This is a genomic window from Cutibacterium avidum ATCC 25577, from assembly GCF_000227295.1.
GTDB classification, from domain to species: Bacteria; Actinomycetota; Actinomycetes; order Propionibacteriales; family Propionibacteriaceae; genus Cutibacterium; species Cutibacterium avidum.
This window is the reverse complement of the sequence record NZ_JH165054.1, coordinates 1,914,662-1,934,603: the sequence shown is the minus strand read 5'-3', so window position 1 is coordinate 1,934,603 and position 19,942 is coordinate 1,914,662. Positions and strand designations below refer to the sequence as shown.

Below are 19,942 nucleotides of genomic sequence, written 5' to 3'. Positions count from 1 at the left end.
GACCGAAGGACGACACCTACGAGGAATAGGGCTCCCGGTAACCTCCGGGAGCCCTCCTTCACACCTCAGCAAACTGGGCGTCGCTGAGCACGGGAGGTGATGACGTCGTCGGCGGCCAACGTCAGCCACCACAGGGCGCCCAGGGCCAAGCTGAAACGCTGCCAGATCCCGGTGTAATCCATCGGGGTGCCATCGAACCAGTCCATGGCCCCGATGCCGTTGAGCAGGGTGAACACGATCCACGCCCATGCCACCACCAGACCGAAGGTGCGGAACCTCGTCATGGTGGAGTTGAGCAACAGGATCGGGAGGGCAAAACCGATGACGACGATCGTCGAGGTCCCGACGTGGACGAAGTGGCTCGGGCTGACGTGACCGGCCTCCTCGGCAGCTAGACAGGCCTTGGAACGAGTAGGGGAGCAGTCCATCGTCACCAAGGCGTCAAGAACACTGAAGAGCCCGCCAGCCACGAATCCAATGCCCGACCACCCCTTGCGGCCAAGGGGGCGATGACCAGCCCAGGCGAGAGTGGCCAGGCCTGCCAGACACAGGGAGGTCCCCATGATGACGTCGGTGGTCTGGAAGAGGTAACGCCATGGCTGGTCACGGGCGGAGTACTCCGATACGAAAGCATGCAGCTGGCTCATCGCGGGGTTGAGAATGCCTGCGAATGCCCAGGTCAGGGAGGCCAGTGATGCGAAGATGAGGAAGGTTGCGCGCCACCGTCGACACGTCGCTTCACGATGAGGATTCAGCACTGACGGCCTTCCCACTCGCTGCGCAGTATGCCGTGGTAGATCTGGTCGCGGATCGTTGACCCGCTGAGGCAGGAGGCTCGACGCAGACCCTCGGTCACCATACCGGCCTTCTCCATGACTCGTCCCGAGGCGACATTGGCCGGGTCGTGACTGGCCTCCACCTTGTTGACCTGTGCGACGGCGAAGAGATAACCCGTCACTGCGACCAGCGCCTCGGTGCAGTAACCCCTGCCCCACCAGCGCCGTCCGACGACATAGCCGACATTGACCAGGCCGACGCTGAGATCCTGTTCGACGACCGAGGTCTGCCCGATGAGGGTCCCGTCCTCGATCAGCTCAATGCCCCAGTTGAAGGTTCCTGGATCATCGTAGGAATCGACCCAGGCACCGACGATGGCCCGGCTCACATCCACGCTGGAATGGGCGGGCCACCTGAGGAACTGTGTGACCTCCGGGTCACTGGCCCAATTGTCATACATCTGCTGGGCATCGTCGACGGTCAACCGGCGAAGTACTAGGCGATCCGTCCGTAGCCGACGGGTGCCAGTCAATTCCATGCCGGTGACGATATCATCGGTTCCCAAAGGCCAATTACACGTGCAGTGACAGCTCCATCACAGGCGTTCCGTTGAGGTCTGGGCGTGATGCCGTCTGGGGAGAGGTCGGGATCTCCTCGTCTGACTCCGGCCGTATGGCCTCGTTGGCGTCGAGCTCTTCCGAGTCGTTGCGATCGCGCGCGGTGGCAGCCATCAGCTTGATGCGGTTGAGCTGGTTGACCTGGGAGGCACCGGGATCGTAGTCCACCGACACCACATTGGCATGCGGGAACTGACGGCGGATCTCTCGGAAGATGCCGCGACCGGTGACGTGATTCGGCAGGCAGGCGAACGGCTGGACGACGGCGATGTTCGGCACGCCCTCGCGGATCATGTCGACCATCTCACCGACGAGGTACCAACCCTCGCCAGCCTGGTTGCCGAGCTGGACGATGCGTTGGGCGTCCGCCATCAGCTCTGTGATCGGGGTCGGAACCTCGAACCGGGTCGACTTCCTCAGCGCCGTGGTCACCGGCTTCTGATACTGCATCAGTAGACCACGGAAGGCCTTCTTGAGGTGACGGCTCCACTTGTCAGTACCGAAGGTCTTGTAGTTGTAGTCGCCTGCGGACAAACAGTTGTAGACGAACCACATGAGCCCCGGCAGGACGGCCTCGCAGTCCTCGGATTCGATGGTGTCGACGATGTGGTTGTTGGCGTCCGGGTGGAACTGCACCAAGATCTCGCCGAGGACGCCGACACGAGGCTTGCGTGGGCCGTCAATGAGCTCAAGATGCTCGAAATCGTCGACGATGCCGTTGATGATCGCCTTGTAGGAGGTGCGCCGTCCCCAGGTTTTGGAGTGCCCGCCGTCCAGGAAGTGCTCCCGCGCGATGGTCGTCCAGTGGTGCATGAGCTCGTCAGCCGCGCCCGGAACCGCCTCGTAAGGACGAGTGCGCAGGTGGACCTTCTGCAGCAGGTCCCCGATCGTGATGGCCTGAACCATGCGGTGAATCAGGGGAGCGGTGAGGGAGAAGCCCGGGTTGTCCTCGACACCCTGCAGGGAAGCCGCGATGACCGGGATGTCCCCGAATCCGGCGTCCTTGAGGGCTTTGCGCAGTAGACCGATGTAGTTGGTGGCGCGGCACATGCCACCGGTCTGGGTGAGGAAGAGGGTGGTGTGGTCCAAGTCGTATTTGCCCGACTTTAGGGCCGAGACGAGCTGACCAATGACAACGATGGCGGGGAAACAGGCGTCGTTGTTGACCACCGACAGGCCGAAGTCGATGTTCTCCCTGGAAGCTTGCTCCAACACCTCGACGTTGTAACCGGAGGCGCGCAGAGCTGCCTCCGCGACCGAGGTCTGGTACGGGGCGAGCTGGGGCACCAGGATGGTGTGGGTCGCCTTCATGTCCTTGGTGAAGAGGACTCGGTCGTCGGAAAGCGGATGGGTCACCAGCTTGCGATCGTGGCGGGCGCGTTCCTTCGTCGCGGCCTGCAGGGAGCGCATCCGAATACGGGCCGCGCCCAGGTTTGACACCTCGTCAATCTTGAGAGTGGTATAGATGCGGTCACGCGCTGCCAGGATCTCGCGCACCTGGTCGGTGGTGATGGCGTCCAGTCCGCAGCCGAAGGAGTTGAGCTGGACGAGCTCGAGATCGGGGCGGGAACCCACGAAGGCGGCTGCCTGGTAGAGGCGGGAATGGAACATCCACTGGTCACGCACACGCAGCGGACGCTCTAGCAGGTCAGACCCAAGATGGGCCACGGAGTCCTCAGTGAGGACCGCCATGCCCAGGGAGTTCACCATCTCGGGAATGCCGTGGTGAATCTCGGGATCGACGTGATAGGGGCGTCCTGCCAGCACGATGCCGGGAACGTTGTGCTCAGCCATGTAGGCCAAGGCGCCCTCGCCCATCTTGCGGACGTCGTCATGGAAGATCTTGTCCTCCTCGAGCCCCTTGGCAACAGCTTGACGGGCCTCCTCAACGGTCACCCCGTCCTCGGCGAAAATCTCGGCCAGCCGCTCAGCGAGCTTGTCCGGGTCGGCCAGGGAGAGGAAGGGGGAGATGAGCTCGACGTCCTTCTCGCGCAGGCTCTCCACGTTGGCACGGATGACTTCGGGGTAGGAGGCGACGACCGGGCAGTTGAAATGGGCGTCGGCGTCGGCCACGCTGACCTGCTCGAAACGGATGCAGGGGTCGAAGATTCGCTTGACGCCGCGCTTCACGAGATCTTCCACGTGACCGTTGTTGAGTTTGGCGGGGTAGCAGATGTTCTCGCTGGCGATGGACTCCATGCCCTTCTCGAACAGGGCATGGGAGGAGCGCCCCGAGATCATGACGCGGTAGCCCAGGGCTGAGAGGGTCGTGAACCAGAACGGGTAGTTCTCGTACATGTTGAGGGCGCGAGGCAGACCCAGGTCGCCGCGGAAGGCCTTCTTGACGGTGAGTCGTCGATAGCTGAAGAGCCTCTTGTACTTGGTCTCGAAGACGTTGGGCAGCTCGGATTTCGGCAGTTTGGCCATCGTGCGGTTGTCGACCTCGGCGCCGCGGTCGCAGCGGTTGCCGGAGACGAAGACGCGTCCGTCCGAGAAGGTGGCGATGGTGCGCTGGCAGTGGTTCTGGCACAGGGTGCAGTCATCGCGGTGGGTCTCGACGGCGAACCCGTCCAGTTCGGCGCGATCTCGCAGACCGTCAGAGGTGGTGGGCTCGCCAGCATGGAAGCGGGCACGGGCCGTCAGCGCGGCACCGTAAGCACCCATGAGTCCGGCCTCGGCAGGACGGACGACCTCGCGGCCGGTGAGTTTCTCGAAGGCTCGCAGCACAGCATTGTTGAGGAAGGTGCCGCCCTGGACGACGATCTTGTCACCCAACTGGGACGGATCGGTCAGCTTGATGACCTTGTACAGGGCGTTGCGGACCACGGAGTAGGACAGTCCGGCAGCGATGTCGGCGGGAGAGGCCCCTTCCTTCTGGGCCTGCTTGACCGAGGAGTTCATGAAGACGGTGCAGCGGCTGCCCAGGTCGACGGGATGCTGGGCCATCAGGCTCATGTCGGCGAAGGACTGGATGTCAGTGTCCATCCCGGCGGCGAAGGTCTGGAGGAAGGACCCACATCCCGACGAGCAGGCCTCGTTGACGGAGATGGAGTCAATGACCTGGTCGACGACGCGCAGGTACTTCATGTCCTGGCCGCCGATATCGATGATGGCGGTGACTCCGGGAAGCAGGTGATCAGCAGCCCGGTAGTGGGCCATCGTCTCGACCTCACCGTCCTCGGCACCCAGGGCAGCCTTGACGAGCCCCTCGCCGTAACCGGTAGTACAGGTACGGGCGATGGTCGCCTCTGCGGGCATGGTGTCGTAGAGATCCGTGAGGATCTGCACTGCTGCGCTCACCGGGTCGCCCTCGTTGGAGGCGTAATGGGAGGCGACGATGTTGAGGGACTCGTCAAGCAGCACCGACTTGATTGTCGTCGAACCGGCGTCAATACCGAGGAAGAGGTTGCCGCGAGCGTCATGCAGTGGCAGATGGGGGAGTTTGGCCTGGGAGTGACGCTTGGTGAACTCGGCCAGCTCCTCCTTATTTCTGAACAGTGGCGGCATCGACTGGGAGATGCCGTTCTGGGTGCGGGCGTGACGGGAACGCTCAGCAGTCTCGGCGAGGTCGACCGGCTCCGAGGCGGACGTCAGGGCAGCCCCCATGGCCACGTAGAGTTGGGCGCGCTCCGGTGTGATGTACTCGTCGACCTTGCCCTCGAGAACTCGCGCGAAGGCATCTCGTAGGGCCGGCATGAAGTGCAACGGACCACCGAGGAAGATGACCTTGCCGCGGATCGGACGTCCACAGGCCAGGCCGGCGATGCACTGGGTGGCGACGGCCTGCATGACCGACGCCGCGAGGTCTTCATGACGCGCACCCTCGTTGATGAGGGGCTGGAGGTCAGACTTGGCGAACACACCACAGCGCGACGCGATGGGGTGAATGGTGTGGGCACGCGATGCCAGGTCGTTGAGGCCAGCGGCGTCGGTGTGGAGCAGGGTGGCCATCTGGTCGATGAAGGCACCCGTTCCGCCGGCACAGGAACCATTCATGCGCTGCTCGGGGACCGGCTTGAGGTAAGTGATCTTGGCATCTTCCCCGCCGAGCTCCAGGAGGACGTCGGCATCCGGGTTCCAGTGCTGGACGGCTGCGGTCTCGGCCATGACCTCCTGGATGAATGTGAGGTCCAGGGCCTCGGCGGTTCCCAGACCTGCTGATCCGGTGACGGTTGCGTGCACCGTGGCGCCGGGGAGAGCCTTGGCAGCGTCACCGAGCAGTGACGCCATGGCGCCGGTGATGTCGGCATGGTGACGTCTGTAGTCCTCGAAGAGAATGTTCTCGTCAGGGTCCAGGACGACGGCCTTGATCGTCGTCGATCCGACGTCCAGCCCCATCCGAAGGTCCTGGTCGTCCAGTGCGATCGCATTGCCACGATGTGCGTCCATGTCCCCATTTCATCACCGTGGAAATCTCTTCGCAGCAAGTGGGGTTCCCCTTTCTCGAGAGATTTTCGGGGGAGTACGGTCGTGCCATGTCTGTCCCGAGTCAGTCACAGTGCACCCGAGCGCCTCGCCGCGGCCCGCGAGGCGAGGCCGGGGCAGCACGAGCGTCGATTCTGGCGGCCGCCAGGGCCCTGTTCCTGGCCGGTGATTATCAGTCGGTGAGCCTGCGGGCCATTGCTCGTGAAGCCGGGGTGGACACCTCGCTGGTGAGCTACTACTTCGGATCCAAGCAGGCTCTCTACAACGAGGCGATGTCCCTGCCGAACGGACCACACCGGATCGTTGCTGACGTCTGTTCCGGCACAGACCCGGATCACCTGGGCGAAGCACTGGTCAAGGCCTTCATCGATGCCTGGGACGGTCATCTTGGCCTGGGCGGACCGGATCCGCAAATGCAGGGGGTGGTTCAGGCCCTCCTCACCCAGCCTGACGCCTTCGACATGGTTCGCGAGTTTTACACCGACCAGATCCTGGCGCCCGTCGTCGAGCTCTTGGTGCCCCGGTTCGGGGAAGAGGAGGCGGGGGCCCGGGCCTCCCTGGGGCTCTCACAGTTGTTGGGAATCTTCACGGCTCGTTACGTCGTCGGGCTGCGATCCCTGGCAAACCTCTCTGCCTCGGAACTCATTGCTCGGGAGGCTCCGACGCTTCAGAAGACCTTGACCGGCCCGGCATCCGAGGAATAACACGTCCGTTTTGTCCCCAGGGCGTTCAGTTCACCTACCGCAGTGCGACGGCCGGCGTTAGAGTGATACCCACAAACTTGGCGCACAGCCGCGCCTCCGCCCACGGACAACGGGAGATGACCAATGACCATCGCAATCAAGATGGGTTTCCTCGATGGTGACCCCATCGTTGACGACCAGGGTCGACTTGTCGGACGAGGAGGCGGAACCGCGCTGGTCGAGCGACTCCTCAAGATGTACCCGGGAGCCGTCGTCGTCGACCACGAGGATCGGCAGTGTGACGGTTTCGAGGCCAAGACGCTGTCCAGCCTTGACCCGCTGGAGACCCTCGTCATCAACCTCGACGTCATCGACTCGGTCGGCGTCTTCCAGACGATGCACCGTGAGGGTGCTGAGCCGAAGATCCTCAACCTGCAGTGGCTGCCCCCGTCCCACTACCACCACAAGGTGAACTTCGCGGCCATGGGCCTGGCCTACGCCCTCTTCCCGACCCTGTGCTCCGGTGAGCGCACCGCCGGCGAGGTGACCGAGCTGGTTCGTCGCTGGACGATCTCCCCGCTGGCCCACCAGGCTCGGATCGCCTGGGTTCAGCCTGGTATCCGTGACGATCTCGTCCGCGAGCACGTCGATCCCGAGGTGCCGACCGTCCTTTACCCGGCTATTCACCTTACCGACAACAAACAGCCGAAGGTCTTCCTCGACGTCATGAATCGCGTCGCCTCCGAGATGGACGTGCGCATGGAGGTTCGTCTGAGCCAGCGCGACCTCGCCAGCGTCATGGCCATGAAGATGTCCTCGCCCAAGTGGGCCTCGGTCGGCCCACTGTTCGGTCAGCGCGAGGAATACTGGGAGGCCCTGGCCCGTATGACGGCATTCCTCGCCACTGCGAAGAATGAGGCCTATGGCTTCGAGTACCTCGAGGCCTTGGTCGCTGGTGCGGTCGGTGTCTTCCCGGATGCCGCTTGGGCCCGCAAGACCGTTCCTGAGGACTACCCCTACTTCTACCGCACCACCGACGAGGCGGTGTCGATGCTGAAGGACGTGTTGCGCGATCCCGGGACGGCCCGAAACGCCATTAATGACGCTGCCGGTGGCTCGCTGCGCGAGTGGATCCTCGCCAACAACGAGCGTTCCGGTGGTAACGAGGCCATCCGCAAGCAGATAGTGGAATGGTTCCCCGAGATCGAGGCCTGATCCTTGGTCGAGACATGATTGAGCGCCGTGCGGTGTCGACCGTCACGGCGCTCAATCATGTCTCGCCGTGGGGCGTGCCCCTCGGGCAGTGCGTCCCGGATGACGGCTGAGGTGGCCGCCGGTATGCTGGCTCGCGGCCCGTACCGTCTATACGTGGCCTGCAACAACGGAAGGATGAAAACGTGCTGCGAACCCATGACGCCGGAAGCCTGCGAGCCAGCGACATCGGCAAGGAGGTGACTCTCGCCGGATGGGTCGGGCACCGACGCGACCATGGCGGCGTCGCCTTCATTGATCTTCGCGATGCATCCGGTCTGGCCCAGGTCGTCATCCGTGACGAGATTCTGGAGTCCTCCGGCGCCCATGATCTGCGCAACGAGTACTGCATCAAGGTGACTGGTGTCGTCGAGGCTCGTCCGGAGGGCAACGCCAACCCGAACCTTCCCACCGGCGAGATCGAGGTCGCCATCTCCGAGCTCGAGGTTCTCAACCCCTCGGCCCCGCTGCCCTTCCAGATCGACGAGCACGTCACCGTCGGTGAGGACGCCCGTCTCAAGTACCGCTACCTGGACCTGCGGCGTCCACGTCAGCATGAGGCCCTGGTGCTGCGCTCCAAGGTAACCCACGCCATTCGTGAGGTTCTCGACCGCCACAACTTCTATGACATCGAGACCCCGACCCTGACCCGTTCCACTCCTGAGGGTGCCCGTGACTTCCTGGTGCCGGCTCGTCTTGCCCCCGGGTGCTGGTACGCCCTGCCGCAGAGCCCCCAGCTGTTCAAGCAGCTGCTCATGGTGTCGGGCATGGAGCGCTACTACCAGATCGCACGTTGCTACCGCGACGAGGACTTCCGAGCTGACCGTCAGCCCGAGTTCACCCAGCTCGACGTCGAGATGAGCTTCGTCGACCAGGATGACGTCATCGCCCTGGCGGAGGAGACCATGGCGGCCTGCTGGAAGATCATCGGCGTCGACATGCCGACCCCGCTGCCGCGCATCACCTGGCACGAGGCCATGGACCGTTACGGCTCCGACAAGCCTGATCTTCGTTTCGGCAACGAGATCACCGAGGTCACTGATTTCTTCGCCAACACCCCGTTCCGCGTCTTCCAGGCTCCCTACGTGGGCGCCGTCGTCATGCCTGGTGGGGCCTCGCTGCCGCGTCGCCAGTTCGACGCTTGGCAGGAGTGGGCTCGTACCCGAGGCGCCAAGGGCCTGGCCTACATCACCATCTCCGACGAGGGTGTGCCTGGCGGTCCGGTCGCCAAGAACATCTCGGAGGAGGAGAAGGCCGGTATCGCCGAGAAGGTCGGTGCCAAGCCCGGTGACGCCATCTTCTTCGCCGCTGGACCGAAGACCTCCTCCCAGGAGCTGCTCGGTGCGGCCCGTCTGGAGATCGGCCGTCGTTGTGAACTCTTCGATCCCTCCGACTGGGCCTTCTGCTGGGTGGTCGACGCCCCGCTGTTCAAGCCGACCAAGGAGGCCGAGGCCTCTGGCGACGTCGCGGTCGGTGGCGGTGCCTGGACTGCTGTCCACCACGCCTTCACCAGCCCGACCCCTGAGTGCATGGACACCTTCGACACCGATCCGGGTTCGGCCCTCGCCTATGCCTACGACTTCGTCGTCAATGGCAATGAGGTCGGCGGCGGATCCATCCGTATCCATCGTCGTGATGTCCAGGAGCGCGTCTTCAACGTCATGGGCATTGGTCCGGAGGAAGCCCAGGAAAAGTTCGGCTTCCTCCTTGACGCCTTCAAGTTCGGTGCTCCGCCGCATGGTGGCATCGCCTTCGGCCTGGACCGTCTGGTCATGCTGCTCGGCAGCTTCGAGACCATCCGGGACGTCATCGCCTTCCCGAAGACCGGCAACGGCTATGACCCGTTGACGGCCGCTCCGGCTCCCATCACCCCGGCTCAGCGTCGTGAGGCTGGGGTGGACGCCAAACCGAAGAAGAAGGCCGAGTCCCCCGAGGGGCAGAGGGACGACGCAGAGAAGTCCAGGAAGTGATGATTCCGAGCTGACGGCGGGCGGCGACCGATGCGCACGGTCGCCGCCCATTCCTCATGTCGAGCGTCGTTGGACGTCGGGGTGTCGCAGCGCGGCGATATGGTGCCATGGTGAGTGAGGATCTCTTCGGCAATGTCGGGCCGGTCCAGCCGGACGCGACCAGTGGCGGGTCCTTGGACACTCCCAACCCTGACGCGCCACTGGCCGTTCGACTGCGCCCCCGCACGATTGACGAGATCGTCGGTCAGCAACACCTGTTGACCCCAGGGTCGCCGTTGCGCCGGCTGGCCGAGGGCACCGGGGCCATGAGCGTCTTCCTGTGGGGCCCTCCGGGGGTCGGCAAGACGACGATTGCCTCTGTGGTGTCCCACGCCACGAACCGACGGTTCGTGGAGATCTCGGCCGTGACCGCCGGAGTCAAGGACGTCCGACGGGAACTCGACACCGCTCGTCGCCAGCTGGCGCTGGGAAGGCCGACCGTCCTCTTTGTCGACGAGGTGCACCGGTTCTCCAAGGCCCAGCAGGACGTGCTCCTGCCCGCAGTCGAGAACCGGACCGTGACCCTCATCGCCGCCACCACGGAGAATCCATCCTTCTCGGTCATCTCCCCGCTGCTGTCCCGATCCCTGCTGCTGACCCTGAAACCCCTCACCGAGGCTGACGTGTCCTCCCTCATCGACCGTGCACTGAGTGATCCGCGCGGTCTGCGCACCGAGTCGGACGGGCTCTACACCCTTGACGACGATGCCCGAGCCGACCTGCTGCAGCTGGCCGGGGGAGACGCCCGACGAGCCCTGACCTATCTCGAGGAGGCCGCAGCCGGGGCGAGCACGGCTGGAACTGACACCATCACCAGTCAGATCGTCTCGACGGCCGTGGATCGCGCTGCGGTGCGGTACGACCGTGACGGTGATCAGCACTACGACGTCATCAGTGCATTCATCAAGTCGGTACGTGGTTCGGACGTCGACGCCGCCATGCACTACCTGGCCCGGATGATCGAGGCGGGGGAGGATCCCCGGTTCATCGGCCGCCGTCTGGTGATCTTGGCCAGCGAGGACATCGGCATGGCCGCCCCGAGCGTGCTGCAAACCTGCGTTGCCGCAGCCCAGGCCGTTCAACTCATCGGTATGCCCGAGGCCCGCCTCAACCTGGCCCAGGCGACCATTGCAGCAGCCACCGCCCCGAAGTCCAACGCCGTCATCACCGCCATCGACGGGGCACTGGCCGACGTCCGCGCCGGTAAGGGAGGAGAGGTGCCGGCCCATTTGCGTGACGCGCACTATTCATCCGCCCACGACCTCGGTCACGGGGTCGGATACCGTTACGCTCACAACTTCCCGCACGGGGTGGCAGAACAGCAGTATCTTCCTGACGACATCGCCTCGACGCGGTACTACCACCCGACTGACCACGGCAATGAGGCTGCCATCTCACAACGTCTGAGCCAGATACGGATGCTGCTCGGACGAGACACCACCGAGGAGAAGAAGTCATGACCCTGGGTCAGATCGCCGGACTCATCGCTGCCCTCGCGGCGGTGGTGCTCGTCGCGCTGTGTGCCGTTCCCCTGCTGAAACTTGGTGGCGTTCTGGATGAGGTGCGCAAGACGGTCCGCGACGTGGATGAGTCGACGGTGCCGATCTTGGAAGAACTCAAGGGAACGGTCGTCATCACCAATGGTGAGATCTCGAAGCTTGACCAGGTCATCGAGGACATTCACACCATTTCCGAACACGGCACCGTCGTCACCGGTCAGGCTGCTGAACTCGCTCAAACCTTCACCCAGACGGTCGGGACGCCGATGGTGAAGGCCGCTGCTTTTGGCGAGGGAGTGCGACGCACGATTCGTCGTCCCAGGCGTCGCAACCATCCCTCCCAGGTCGAGAACGAGGCAGCTCCCGCTGAGGTGAGTCATAGTGCGTCATCAGCTGAGGACCTCGACGACGAGAACTGATCCACAATCGGATCCCCCCTCGCTCCACGATTCCCACCTCGACATTTTCCGCGGCGCGCTGAGATGTGGCCTATCGCGCGTCCGGGTAGGGTTGGGACCCGGTATGTCCTGAAAATCTGTCAGGACGTCCCCCACAGGCCACAACCAGCGACCACGTCAAGAAGGACCAGGCATGAGAACAGCGGAGATCGGACAGCGCTTCGTCGACTTCTTCGAGAGCAAGGGTCACGCAGTGGTGCCGAGCGCCTCGCTGTTGTACAACGACCCCACCCTGCTGTTCGTCAATGCCGGCATGGTGCCGTTCAAGCCCTACCTCATGGGCACCGAGCCTTCCCCGTGGAAACGCGCCACCAGCATCCAGAAGTGCGTCCGCACTCTCGACATTGACGAGGTCGGCAAGACCACCCGCCACGGCACCTTCTTCCAGATGCTGGGCAACTTCTCCTTCGGTGACTACTTCAAGAATGAGGCCATCCAGTACGCCTGGGAACTCGTCTCCAAGCCTGCCGACCAGGGTGGATTCGGCTTCGACCCGGCCAGCATCTGGGTGACGGTCCTCGGCCCGGGGTTCCATCCGGATTACCCCGAGGGCGACATCGAGGCGCGCGAGGCCTGGCGAGCCGTCGGGGTTCCCGATGAGCACATCCAGGGCCGTTCCCTCAAGGACAACTACTGGCACATGGGCGTCCCCGGTCCGGGCGGCCCGTGCTCCGAGATCTACATCGACCGTGGTCCGGCTTACGGCCCCGACGGAGGTCCGCAGGCCGATGAGGATCGTTACCTCGAGATCTGGAACCTCGTGTTCGAGACCGAGGATCTGTCCGCGGTTCGCGCCAAGGAAGATTTCGACATCGCCGGCCCGCTGCGCAGCCTCAACATCGACACCGGCGCTGGTCTGGAGCGCATTGCTTACCTGCTCCAGGGCGTCGACAACATGTACGAGGTTGACCAGGTCTTCCCCGTCATCGAGAAGGCTTCGGAGATGTCGGGCAAGCGTTATGGCGCCAATCATGACGACGACGTCCGACTGCGCGTGGTTGCCGACCACGTCCGTTCCGGCCTCATGCTCATGACCGACGGCGTCACCCCCGGCAACGAGGCTCGTGGTTATGTGCTTCGTCGTCTGCTGCGTCGCGTCGTTCGTGCCATGCGTCTGCTCGGTGTGGAGGATCCGGTGCTACCTGAGCTGCTGCCGGTCTCCCGCGACCTCATGTCTGCTTCCTTCCCGGACGTCCTCGCCCAGTGGGATCGAGTCATCGGGGCCGCCACCGCCGAGGAGGAGACCTTCCGTCGTACCCTCAGCGCCGGTACCGCGATGCTCGACGCCGCGGTGGCAGATACCAGGGCTGCGGGCTCCAAGACCCTGTCTGGTGACAAGGCCTTCCAGCTGCACGACACCTACGGTTTCCCGATCGACCTCACCCTTGAGATGGCGGCCGAACAGGGCCTGCAGGTCGACCGTGACAAGTTCACCGCCCTGATGGCCGAGCAGCGCGCCCGTGCCAAGGCAGACTCCAAGGCCAAGAAGGGCCTGCTCACCGACCCGGAGGCCTACTCCCAGGTGCGCGCCCTCGGTGAGACTCCCTTCCTCGGTTACACGGATCTGACCGTCGACACCACCGTCACTGGCATTATCGCCAACGGTGCCTCCGTCACGGTTGCCGAGTCCGGATCCGTCGTCGAGGTCGTGCTCGCCGAGACCCCGTTCTACGCCGAGATGGGTGGCCAGGACTCCGACTCCGGCATCATCCGCGCCAATGGCTTCGATCTCGAGGTCCTGGACGTCCAGCGCCCGGTTCCCGGCCTCATCGTTCACAAGGTACGTCTCGACGGAGACCTCGCTGTCGGTGACAAGGTGACCGCGCTGGTCAACCCGACCACCCGTTTCGGGGCCTGCCAGGCCCACACCGCCACCCACGTCATCCACGCAGCCCTCCGCGAGCTGGTCGGGCCGTCGGCCACCCAGGCCGGCTCCTACAACAAGCCCGGCTACCTGCGTTTCGACTTCTCGGCCACCAAGGGACTCTCGGAATCCCTCAAGGAGGAGATCGAGGAGCGCTGCAACGTCGCCATCCACGACGATTTCGAGGTCACTGACACCCAGATGCCTCTTGAAGATGCCAAGGCCATGGGAGCCATGGCCATGTTCGGCGAGAAGTACCCGCCGATCGTGCGCGTCGTCGAACTGGCCGGCCCATGGTCCCGCGAGTTGTGCGGTGGCACTCACGTCGCCTCCACCGGTCGTATCGGCATGCTGAGCCTGCTGGGCGAACAATCGGTCGGTTCGGGGACTCGCCGCGTCGAGGCGCTGGTCTCCACCGATGCCTTCCGCCACATGGCTGCCGAGCGTGCCCTGGTCAACGAGCTCACCGGCATCCTCAAGGTGCAGCCCGACCAGCTGGCCGACCGCGTCTCCAAGCTCGCTGCCGACCTCAAGGACGCTGAGCACAAGCTGGCCGCCGCCCGCACCCGCGAACTCATGGGGCAGGTTGACGACATCGTCGCCGGTGCCACCCCGGCCGGATCCTTCGACCTCATCGCGGCCAGGGTGCCTGGTGTTCTTGGCAACGACCTGCGCACCCTGGCCTCCGAGGTCCGGGTACGCGTCAAGGATCGCCCAGCGGTCGTCACCCTCATCGGAGGTACAGACGACAAGCCCGCCATGATCGTCGCGACGACTGAGTCCGCTCGCGCCGCCGGAGCCAGGGCTGGTGCCCTCATCAAGGCCGGTACGGGGCCGATCGGTGGCCGCGGTGGCGGCAAGGACGACATGGCTCAGGGTGCCGGCAGCGATGCTTCTGGTATCGACGCCGCTCTTCGTGCCATCAACGCCGAGTTGGCTGCGCTGTGAACTCCGAGGAGCGTCCCGATACCTCCCTGCGCGGTGTGAGGATCGCTGTCGACTGGGGGAAGGCCCGGATCGGTGTGGCCGCGAGTGACCGTGATGCCATCCTTGCCTTCCCGGTCGAAACGGTGCAGACCGCGAATCGTCCGGTGCAGCGCCTAGCCGAGATCATCGCCGAGTATGAGCCCGTCGAGGTCATCATGGGCCTCCCGGTGGCCCTCGACGGCACCGAGCAGATCGCCGCGCGGGATGTTCGGCAGGCTGGACGTCAGCTGGCCGAAGCCATCAGTCCGATTCCGGTGCGCTGGGTCGATGAAAGGATGACGACACGTACGGCCGCTCGTGCTCTCCACGATGCTGGGCGAGACGCGCGCAAACAGCGTGGCGTTATTGATCAGGTGGCTGCGGTGGCCATACTGGAGCACGTGTTGGAGCAAGTCCGGTCGGCCCGATCGGCGACGACGACAGGAGGGACGGATTCGTGAGCGGACCGTTCGACGAACAGGATGACCCCAAGGCGGAGTTCTGGTACAAGTTTCGCAGTGCTGTGGCGGTCATCTTGTCCTTGGCGGTTCTCGTTGGTGGGTGCGTCTTCGTCGGTGTCAAGACTTATGACGCCTACATCTCGTACAAGTCGGCCGACGACTACCTCGGAGACGGTGAGAAGGACGTCCTGGTGCGTGTGCCCTCGGGCGCGTCGGTGAGCGAGGTCGGATCGATCCTGCTCGACAACGACGTCATCAAGTCGACGAAGGCCTACAACAAGGCCATTCGCGAGTCGGAGTCTGACGTCACGATCCAGGCCGGCCAGTACAAGCTCAAGACCCACATGAGCGCGGCGAAGGCTGTCTCCATCCTGGGCAACCCGGACAACATCCAGCGCACTCGCGTCACCCTTCCCGAGGGGCTGACAACCGAGGAACAGTTCGCCATCATGGCCAAGGGCACCACCATGCCCGTCGACAGTTTCAAGGTCGCGTACAAGCAGACCAAGAAGCTTGGCCTGCCGGTGTGGGCCAAGGACCGTCCGGAGGGTTTCCTCTTCCCTGACACCTACGAGGTGGGTTCCAACCCGACGCCGCTGGAGATTCTGCAGATGCAGGCGAACCAGTTCGTCAAACAGGTAAACACCATGAACTTCATGGGTCAGGCCCAGACCATCAAGCGCAGTCCCTATGATGCCCTCATCGTCGCCTCCATCCTGGAGAAGGAGGCCAGGAACCCCAAGGACATGAGGATGGTCGCCGGCATCATCTACAACCGTCTCAACCAGGGTATGAAGGTGGAGTCGGATGCGACGGTACTGTACGCCAACCATGCCGACGGAAAGCTGACGACGACCGACGAGCAGCGCGCCAAGGATTCTCCTTACAACACCTACCTGCACAACGGCCTCCCGCCGACTCCCATCAACAATCCTGGTGCGGCGTCGATGGAGGCGGCCGTGACCCCGATCAAGAGCGACTACCTGTACTGGGTCGTCACGGATCCCGACAAGGGGACGACGGCCTATGCCAAGACCCTGGCCGATCACGAGAAGAATGTGAAGAAGTTCCAGGCGTGGTGTCAGGACCACAAGGGTAAGTGCTGATCGGGAGGAGTTGACGATGCGGTGCGCGGTTGTTGGTCATCCAGTGGCTCATTCCGTGTCGCCGGCAATCCATCGGGCCGCATATCGGGTTCTCGGACTGGACTGGTCCTATGACGCCGTTGACGTCGAGCCCGGTGGACTGCGCACCTTTGTCGATGAGCTGGACGAGTCGTGGCGCGGCTTGTCGGTGACGATGCCCCACAAGGTTGATCTCAGTGAGTTGGGGGAGACCGACGAGACCGTCGAACTGCTCGGAGCGGCGAACACCTGGGTGCGTCGTGGCGGGAGAACCATCGTACGTAACACCGACGTGACCGGCGCCGGAGCTGCGCTTCGGTCTCGAGGCGTCACCGAGGTTGGGAAGGTCGTCATGCTCGGAGCGGGGGCGACGGCACGGTCGGTTCTTGCCGCTGCCGTCCAACTGGGGGCAGACGAGGTCATCATCATGTCGCGCTCTCGCGATCGGTCGACCGAGATCCTTGAGCTTGCCAACCGTCTTGGGATCCGCGTCGCCTGGTTGCCCTTCGAGTCCGAGCCGTCGCGTTGTGACCTCATGGTCTCGACGGTTCCGGCCGGGTCTGTCATGGACCGGGCTGAGAACCTCGTTGCCCATGCTGACGCCGTCTTCGACGTCATTTACGACCCGTGGCCGACGCCGCTGACGGTGGCTGGGGAGAACGCTGGCATCACGGTCATCGACGGTCTCGACCTGCTCGCCGGACAGGCCGTCGACCAGGTTCGTCTCATGACGGGCCATGACGTGCCCATGGATGTCTTGAGGTCCACAGCGCAGAACGCTCTGGCTGAGCGCGCCCGCCTTTGAGAGACTGGGCCCCATGTTGCGTTACCTCACTGCCGGGGAGTCCCACGGCGCTGCCCTTGTCGCGACGGTGGAGGGCATCCCGGCCCATGTCCGCGTCGGGGCCGACGAGATTTCAGAGGAGTTGCGACGTCGTCGCCTCGGGGTGGGGCGAGGGGCCCGGATGTTCTTCGAAGCCGATGAGTTGGAGCTGATCGCGGGGTTCCGGCACGGGGAGACCCTCGGCGATCCCATCGCGATCCGGATCGGTAACTCCGAGTGGGACAAGTGGCGTACCGTCATGGCTCCCGGACCGGTATCCCCCGAGGAGCTGGCCGGTCAGGCTCGTGGTGCTGCTCTGACCCGTCCCCGTCCGGGACATGCTGACCTCGCGGGTATGCAGAAGTACGACTTTGATGAGGCCCGTCCGATCCTGGAACGCGCATCGGCCCGTGAAACCGCTGCGCGAGTGGCCCTGGGAGCAATCGCCAAGGCCTTCCTCAAGCAGGCCCTCGACGTCGATGTGTTGTCCCACGTCGTGTCCCTCGGGCCTGTCGAGTGTCCTGAGGATGTGCGGCCGGAACCGGCGGATCTGGCCTGTATTGACGCTGATCCGGTGCGTTGTGCTGATCCGGCCACGAGCGAGCGGATGGTTGCTGAGGTGGAGGCGTGCCGCAAGGAGGGCGACACCATGGGTGGTGTCGTCGAGGTGTTGGCATATGGTCTGCCTGCTGGGTTGGGATCCCACAGCCAGGGGGACCGACGACTCGATGCGCGTCTCGCCGGAGCACTCATGGGGATCCAGGCCATCAAGGGTGTCGAACTGGGGGACGGCTTTGAGCTGGCCCGTCGTCGCGGCTCTCAGGCCCATGACTGGATGGAGCCGACCGAGGCGGGTATCCACCGCATGAGTGATCGTGCGGGCGGTACCGAGGGCGGCATGTCCACCGGCCAGGTGTTACGGGTGAGGGCGGCCATGAAACCCATCGCAACTGTTCCCCGCGCCCTGCCGACGATCGACACCACCACTGGTGAGGCCGCCACGGCCCATCATCAGCGTTCCGACGTCTGCGCGGTCCCGGCGGCAGGTGTCGTGGCCGAGGCCATGGTTGCCCTGGTGTTGGCCGAGTGCGCCCTGGACAAGTTCGGCGGAGACTCGGTGGCCGAGACCCGCCGTAATGCTCAAGCCTACCTGAGTCGCCTGGCCGAGCGCGGTCTGGTGGTGGCCCCGTGAGTGTCATCGTTCTCATTGGTGCTCCAGGGTCCGGTAAGTCGACGGTGGGGCCGCTCCTGGCTGAGCGTTTGGAGGAGGAATTCGTCGACGTCGATGCTCTCATCGAACAGGTCGAGGGGCGCGACATCCCGGAGATCTTCCTCGTCGAGGGAGAGCCGTACTTCCGCCAGGTGGAGAGGCGGGAGACCCTCGCTGCGATCGAATGCGGTGGAGTGATCTCCCTGGGTGGTGGAGCTCCGGTCGACATCGAGGTCGGTAAGGCCTTGGATCAGGTGTGTGTCGTCTGGCTGGACGTCTCGGCTCGTACCGCGGCTGACCGGGTGGGGCTGAAGGACACCGGCCGACCGCTGCTGGGAAGCCAGGTGCACTCGCAGTTGGTGCGGCTCATGAAGGATAGGCGAGCGGTGTACGAGCGTCCGGCAACCATCCGAGTGTCCACCGACAAACTGACTCCCGACCAGGTCGTCGAGGCGATCATGAGTGAGCTGGCCGACCTGGAGGGGGAGTCATGAACCTTGTCGAGGTAGCAACGGCTCAGCCCTACCGGGTAAGGATCGGCTCCGGCGCTGTGACGGAATTGGCTGGTCTCGTGGCAGGTCGCAGGGTCGCGGTCGTGTGCCCCGAGCCGCTTCTGGGCCTCGTGGGTCGAGTTGGTCTTGACGATCCGATCATCATCGCGGTGCCGGATGCCGAGGCCGCCAAGTCACCTGATGTGCTGGTCCGCGGTTGGCAGGGCCTGGCCGAGGCTGGCATGACTCGCGGCGACGTCATCGTCGGTCTGGGTGGTGGAGCCACCACCGATCTGGCTGGGTTCTTGGCGGCGACGTGGATGCGTGGGGTTGGCGTCATCCAGGTCCCGACGACGGTGCTCGCCATGGCCGATGCCGCGATCGGCGGTAAGACCGGCATCAATATCCCGGCTGGGAAGAACCTCGTCGGGGCGTTCCACGAACCGAGGGCGGTGCTGTGCGATACCGATCTGTTGACAACCTTGCCTGTCCGTGAGGTGCGATCGGGGCTTGCAGAGATTGTCAAGTGTGGATTCATCAATGATCCTGTCATTCTTGATCTCGTCGAGGGACACGACGTTCTCGACGTCACCTCGAAGGCCTTTGTCGAGGTGCTTACCAGGGCAGTTTCGGTCAAAGCCGCCGTTGTCAGCGGAGATCTGCACGAACGAACGTCATCACGTGGCCAGGTTGGTCGCGAGAGATTGAATTATGGGCACACCTTGGCCCACGCGGTGGAGGCCCACAAGCACTTCACCTGGCGCCACGGTGAAACCGACGCCGTCGGGATGGTCTTCGCCGCTGAGTTGTCCCGGAGGTGCCTGGGACTGTCTGTCGAGGTCGTGGATCGTACCCGGACCATCCTCTCGGGGATCGGGCTTCCCACCACCTTCGATGAGGTCGCGTGGGCGGATCTTCGCGCGACGATGAACCTCGACAAGAAGACCCGGCTCGAACCAGGCACTGGTCGGCGCGTCCTGAGATTTGTCGGTATCAGGGAGCCCGGTGAGGTCGCGATGATCGTCGACCCCTCCGAGGACGTGTTGGGCGAGTGCTACCGGAGCCTGCAGAGCGCCTGATGTCCCAGCGTATGTCGCTGTTACGTCGCTTTCCTGCTCGCGCGACTGCTGAGGCGTCCGCTCATTGATGACCAGCCGGGGGTTGGTACCTCGATATGGGTGCCGGTCAACGAGCATTGATGTCTCCGAGCACGACTGTCCGTACCCTCATGCGGCAATCGCGGTTATGAAAGCTGAGGTTGCCACTCGGGGCCGCACGGTCGGT

Annotated in this window: 15 protein-coding genes; 12 read left to right on the top strand and 3 right to left on the bottom strand. The window is 64.1% G+C overall.

The annotated features are described in order from the left end of the window. Positions 1-65: 65 nt before the first annotated feature. From HMPREF9153_RS08640 to HMPREF9153_RS08630, 3 genes are read right to left on the bottom strand one after another with little or no spacing between them, the layout of a single operon-like run. Positions 66-758, bottom strand: a complete 693-nt coding sequence (locus tag HMPREF9153_RS08640) for a DUF998 domain-containing protein (RefSeq protein WP_004811329.1) — start codon at positions 756-758, stop codon at positions 66-68. Beyond that, positions 752-1,315 carry a GNAT family N-acetyltransferase gene (locus HMPREF9153_RS08635; RefSeq protein WP_036902440.1) on the bottom strand — a complete coding sequence of 188 codons (564 nt, stop codon included), beginning with the start codon at positions 1,313-1,315 and terminating at the stop codon, positions 752-754. Before HMPREF9153_RS08635 ends, HMPREF9153_RS08640 begins: the two co-directional genes overlap by 7 nt. Positions 1,316-1,349: 34 nt before the next feature. Then, complete coding sequence (locus HMPREF9153_RS08630) at positions 1,350-5,783, bottom strand: acyl-CoA dehydratase activase-related protein (protein WP_004811327.1); 4,434 nt, start codon at positions 5,781-5,783, stop codon at positions 1,350-1,352. An 86-nt stretch (positions 5,784-5,869) separates the two neighbouring features. Between HMPREF9153_RS08630 and HMPREF9153_RS08625 the strand changes: the two genes are divergently transcribed. The 12 genes from HMPREF9153_RS08625 (at position 5,870) to HMPREF9153_RS08570 (ending at position 19,737) form a co-directional block, all read left to right on the top strand. After that, positions 5,870-6,523, top strand: coding sequence for a TetR/AcrR family transcriptional regulator (locus tag HMPREF9153_RS08625; RefSeq protein WP_442486007.1), 654 nt, complete (start codon positions 5,870-5,872; stop codon positions 6,521-6,523). 123 nt (positions 6,524-6,646) lie between these two features. Next, positions 6,647-7,717, top strand: coding sequence for a hypothetical protein (locus HMPREF9153_RS08620; protein WP_004811325.1), 1,071 nt, complete (start codon positions 6,647-6,649; stop codon positions 7,715-7,717). 182 nt (positions 7,718-7,899) lie between these two features. Then, entirely contained in the window at positions 7,900-9,723 is a 1,824-nt protein-coding gene (gene aspS, locus HMPREF9153_RS08615) for an aspartate--tRNA ligase (protein ID WP_004811324.1), read from the top strand. A 107-nt stretch (positions 9,724-9,830) separates the two neighbouring features. Continuing rightward, on the top strand, positions 9,831-11,222 hold the full coding sequence (locus HMPREF9153_RS08610) for a replication-associated recombination protein A (RefSeq protein ID WP_004811323.1): 1,392 nt from the start codon (positions 9,831-9,833) through the stop codon (positions 11,220-11,222). Further along, positions 11,219-11,680, top strand: a complete 462-nt coding sequence (locus HMPREF9153_RS08605; RefSeq protein WP_004811322.1) for a DUF948 domain-containing protein — start codon at positions 11,219-11,221, stop codon at positions 11,678-11,680. Before HMPREF9153_RS08610 ends, HMPREF9153_RS08605 begins: the two co-directional genes overlap by 4 nt. 172 nt (positions 11,681-11,852) lie before the next feature. After that, complete coding sequence (gene alaS, locus HMPREF9153_RS08600; protein ID WP_004811321.1) at positions 11,853-14,531, top strand: alanine--tRNA ligase; 2,679 nt, start codon at positions 11,853-11,855, stop codon at positions 14,529-14,531. Positions 14,532-14,566: 35 nt separating this feature from the next. Then, complete coding sequence (ruvX, locus tag HMPREF9153_RS08595) at positions 14,567-15,010, top strand: Holliday junction resolvase RuvX (RefSeq protein ID WP_171023470.1); 444 nt, start codon at positions 14,567-14,569, stop codon at positions 15,008-15,010. Beyond that, positions 15,007-16,116 carry an endolytic transglycosylase MltG gene (gene mltG / locus HMPREF9153_RS08590; protein WP_004811319.1) on the top strand — a complete coding sequence of 370 codons (1,110 nt, stop codon included), beginning with the start codon at positions 15,007-15,009 and terminating at the stop codon, positions 16,114-16,116. Before ruvX ends, mltG begins: the two co-directional genes overlap by 4 nt. A gap of 16 nt (positions 16,117-16,132) precedes the next feature. After that, complete coding sequence (locus tag HMPREF9153_RS08585; protein ID WP_004811318.1) at positions 16,133-16,939, top strand: shikimate dehydrogenase; 807 nt, start codon at positions 16,133-16,135, stop codon at positions 16,937-16,939. 13 nt (positions 16,940-16,952) lie between these two features. Then, on the top strand, positions 16,953-18,149 hold the full coding sequence (aroC, locus tag HMPREF9153_RS08580) for a chorismate synthase (RefSeq protein WP_004811317.1): 1,197 nt from the start codon (positions 16,953-16,955) through the stop codon (positions 18,147-18,149). Beyond that, positions 18,146-18,661, top strand: coding sequence for a shikimate kinase (locus HMPREF9153_RS08575; protein ID WP_004811316.1), 516 nt, complete (start codon positions 18,146-18,148; stop codon positions 18,659-18,661). The genes aroC and HMPREF9153_RS08575 overlap by 4 nt, the downstream gene beginning before the upstream one ends. Next, positions 18,658-19,737 (top strand): 3-dehydroquinate synthase family protein, encoded by a 1,080-nt coding sequence (locus HMPREF9153_RS08570; RefSeq protein WP_004811315.1) that lies wholly within the window; start codon positions 18,658-18,660, stop codon positions 19,735-19,737. The genes HMPREF9153_RS08575 and HMPREF9153_RS08570 overlap by 4 nt, the downstream gene beginning before the upstream one ends. Positions 19,738-19,942: the final 205 nt, after the last annotated feature.

What these genes read in the sequence shown, in the direction of transcription:
- HMPREF9153_RS08570 (WP_004811315.1), top strand. Translation starts at nt 18,658, where the DNA reads ATGAACCTTGTCGAGGTAGCAACGGCTCAGCCCTACCGGGTAAGGATC.
- HMPREF9153_RS08605 (WP_004811322.1), top strand. Translation starts at nt 11,219, where the DNA reads ATGACCCTGGGTCAGATCGCCGGACTCATCGCTGCCCTCGCGGCGGTG.
- alaS (WP_004811321.1), top strand. Translation starts at nt 11,853, where the DNA reads ATGAGAACAGCGGAGATCGGACAGCGCTTCGTCGACTTCTTCGAGAGC.
- HMPREF9153_RS08630 (WP_004811327.1), bottom strand. Translation starts at nt 5,783, where the DNA reads ATGGACGCACATCGTGGCAATGCGATCGCACTGGACGACCAGGACCTT.
- aroC (WP_004811317.1), top strand. Translation starts at nt 16,953, where the DNA reads ATGTTGCGTTACCTCACTGCCGGGGAGTCCCACGGCGCTGCCCTTGTC.
- HMPREF9153_RS08625 (WP_442486007.1), top strand. Translation starts at nt 5,870, where the DNA reads ATGTCTGTCCCGAGTCAGTCACAGTGCACCCGAGCGCCTCGCCGCGGC.
- HMPREF9153_RS08635 (WP_036902440.1), bottom strand. Translation starts at nt 1,315, where the DNA reads ATGGAATTGACTGGCACCCGTCGGCTACGGACGGATCGCCTAGTACTT.
- HMPREF9153_RS08610 (WP_004811323.1), top strand. Translation starts at nt 9,831, where the DNA reads ATGGTGAGTGAGGATCTCTTCGGCAATGTCGGGCCGGTCCAGCCGGAC.
- HMPREF9153_RS08620 (WP_004811325.1), top strand. Translation starts at nt 6,647, where the DNA reads ATGACCATCGCAATCAAGATGGGTTTCCTCGATGGTGACCCCATCGTT.
- HMPREF9153_RS08585 (WP_004811318.1), top strand. Translation starts at nt 16,133, where the DNA reads ATGCGGTGCGCGGTTGTTGGTCATCCAGTGGCTCATTCCGTGTCGCCG.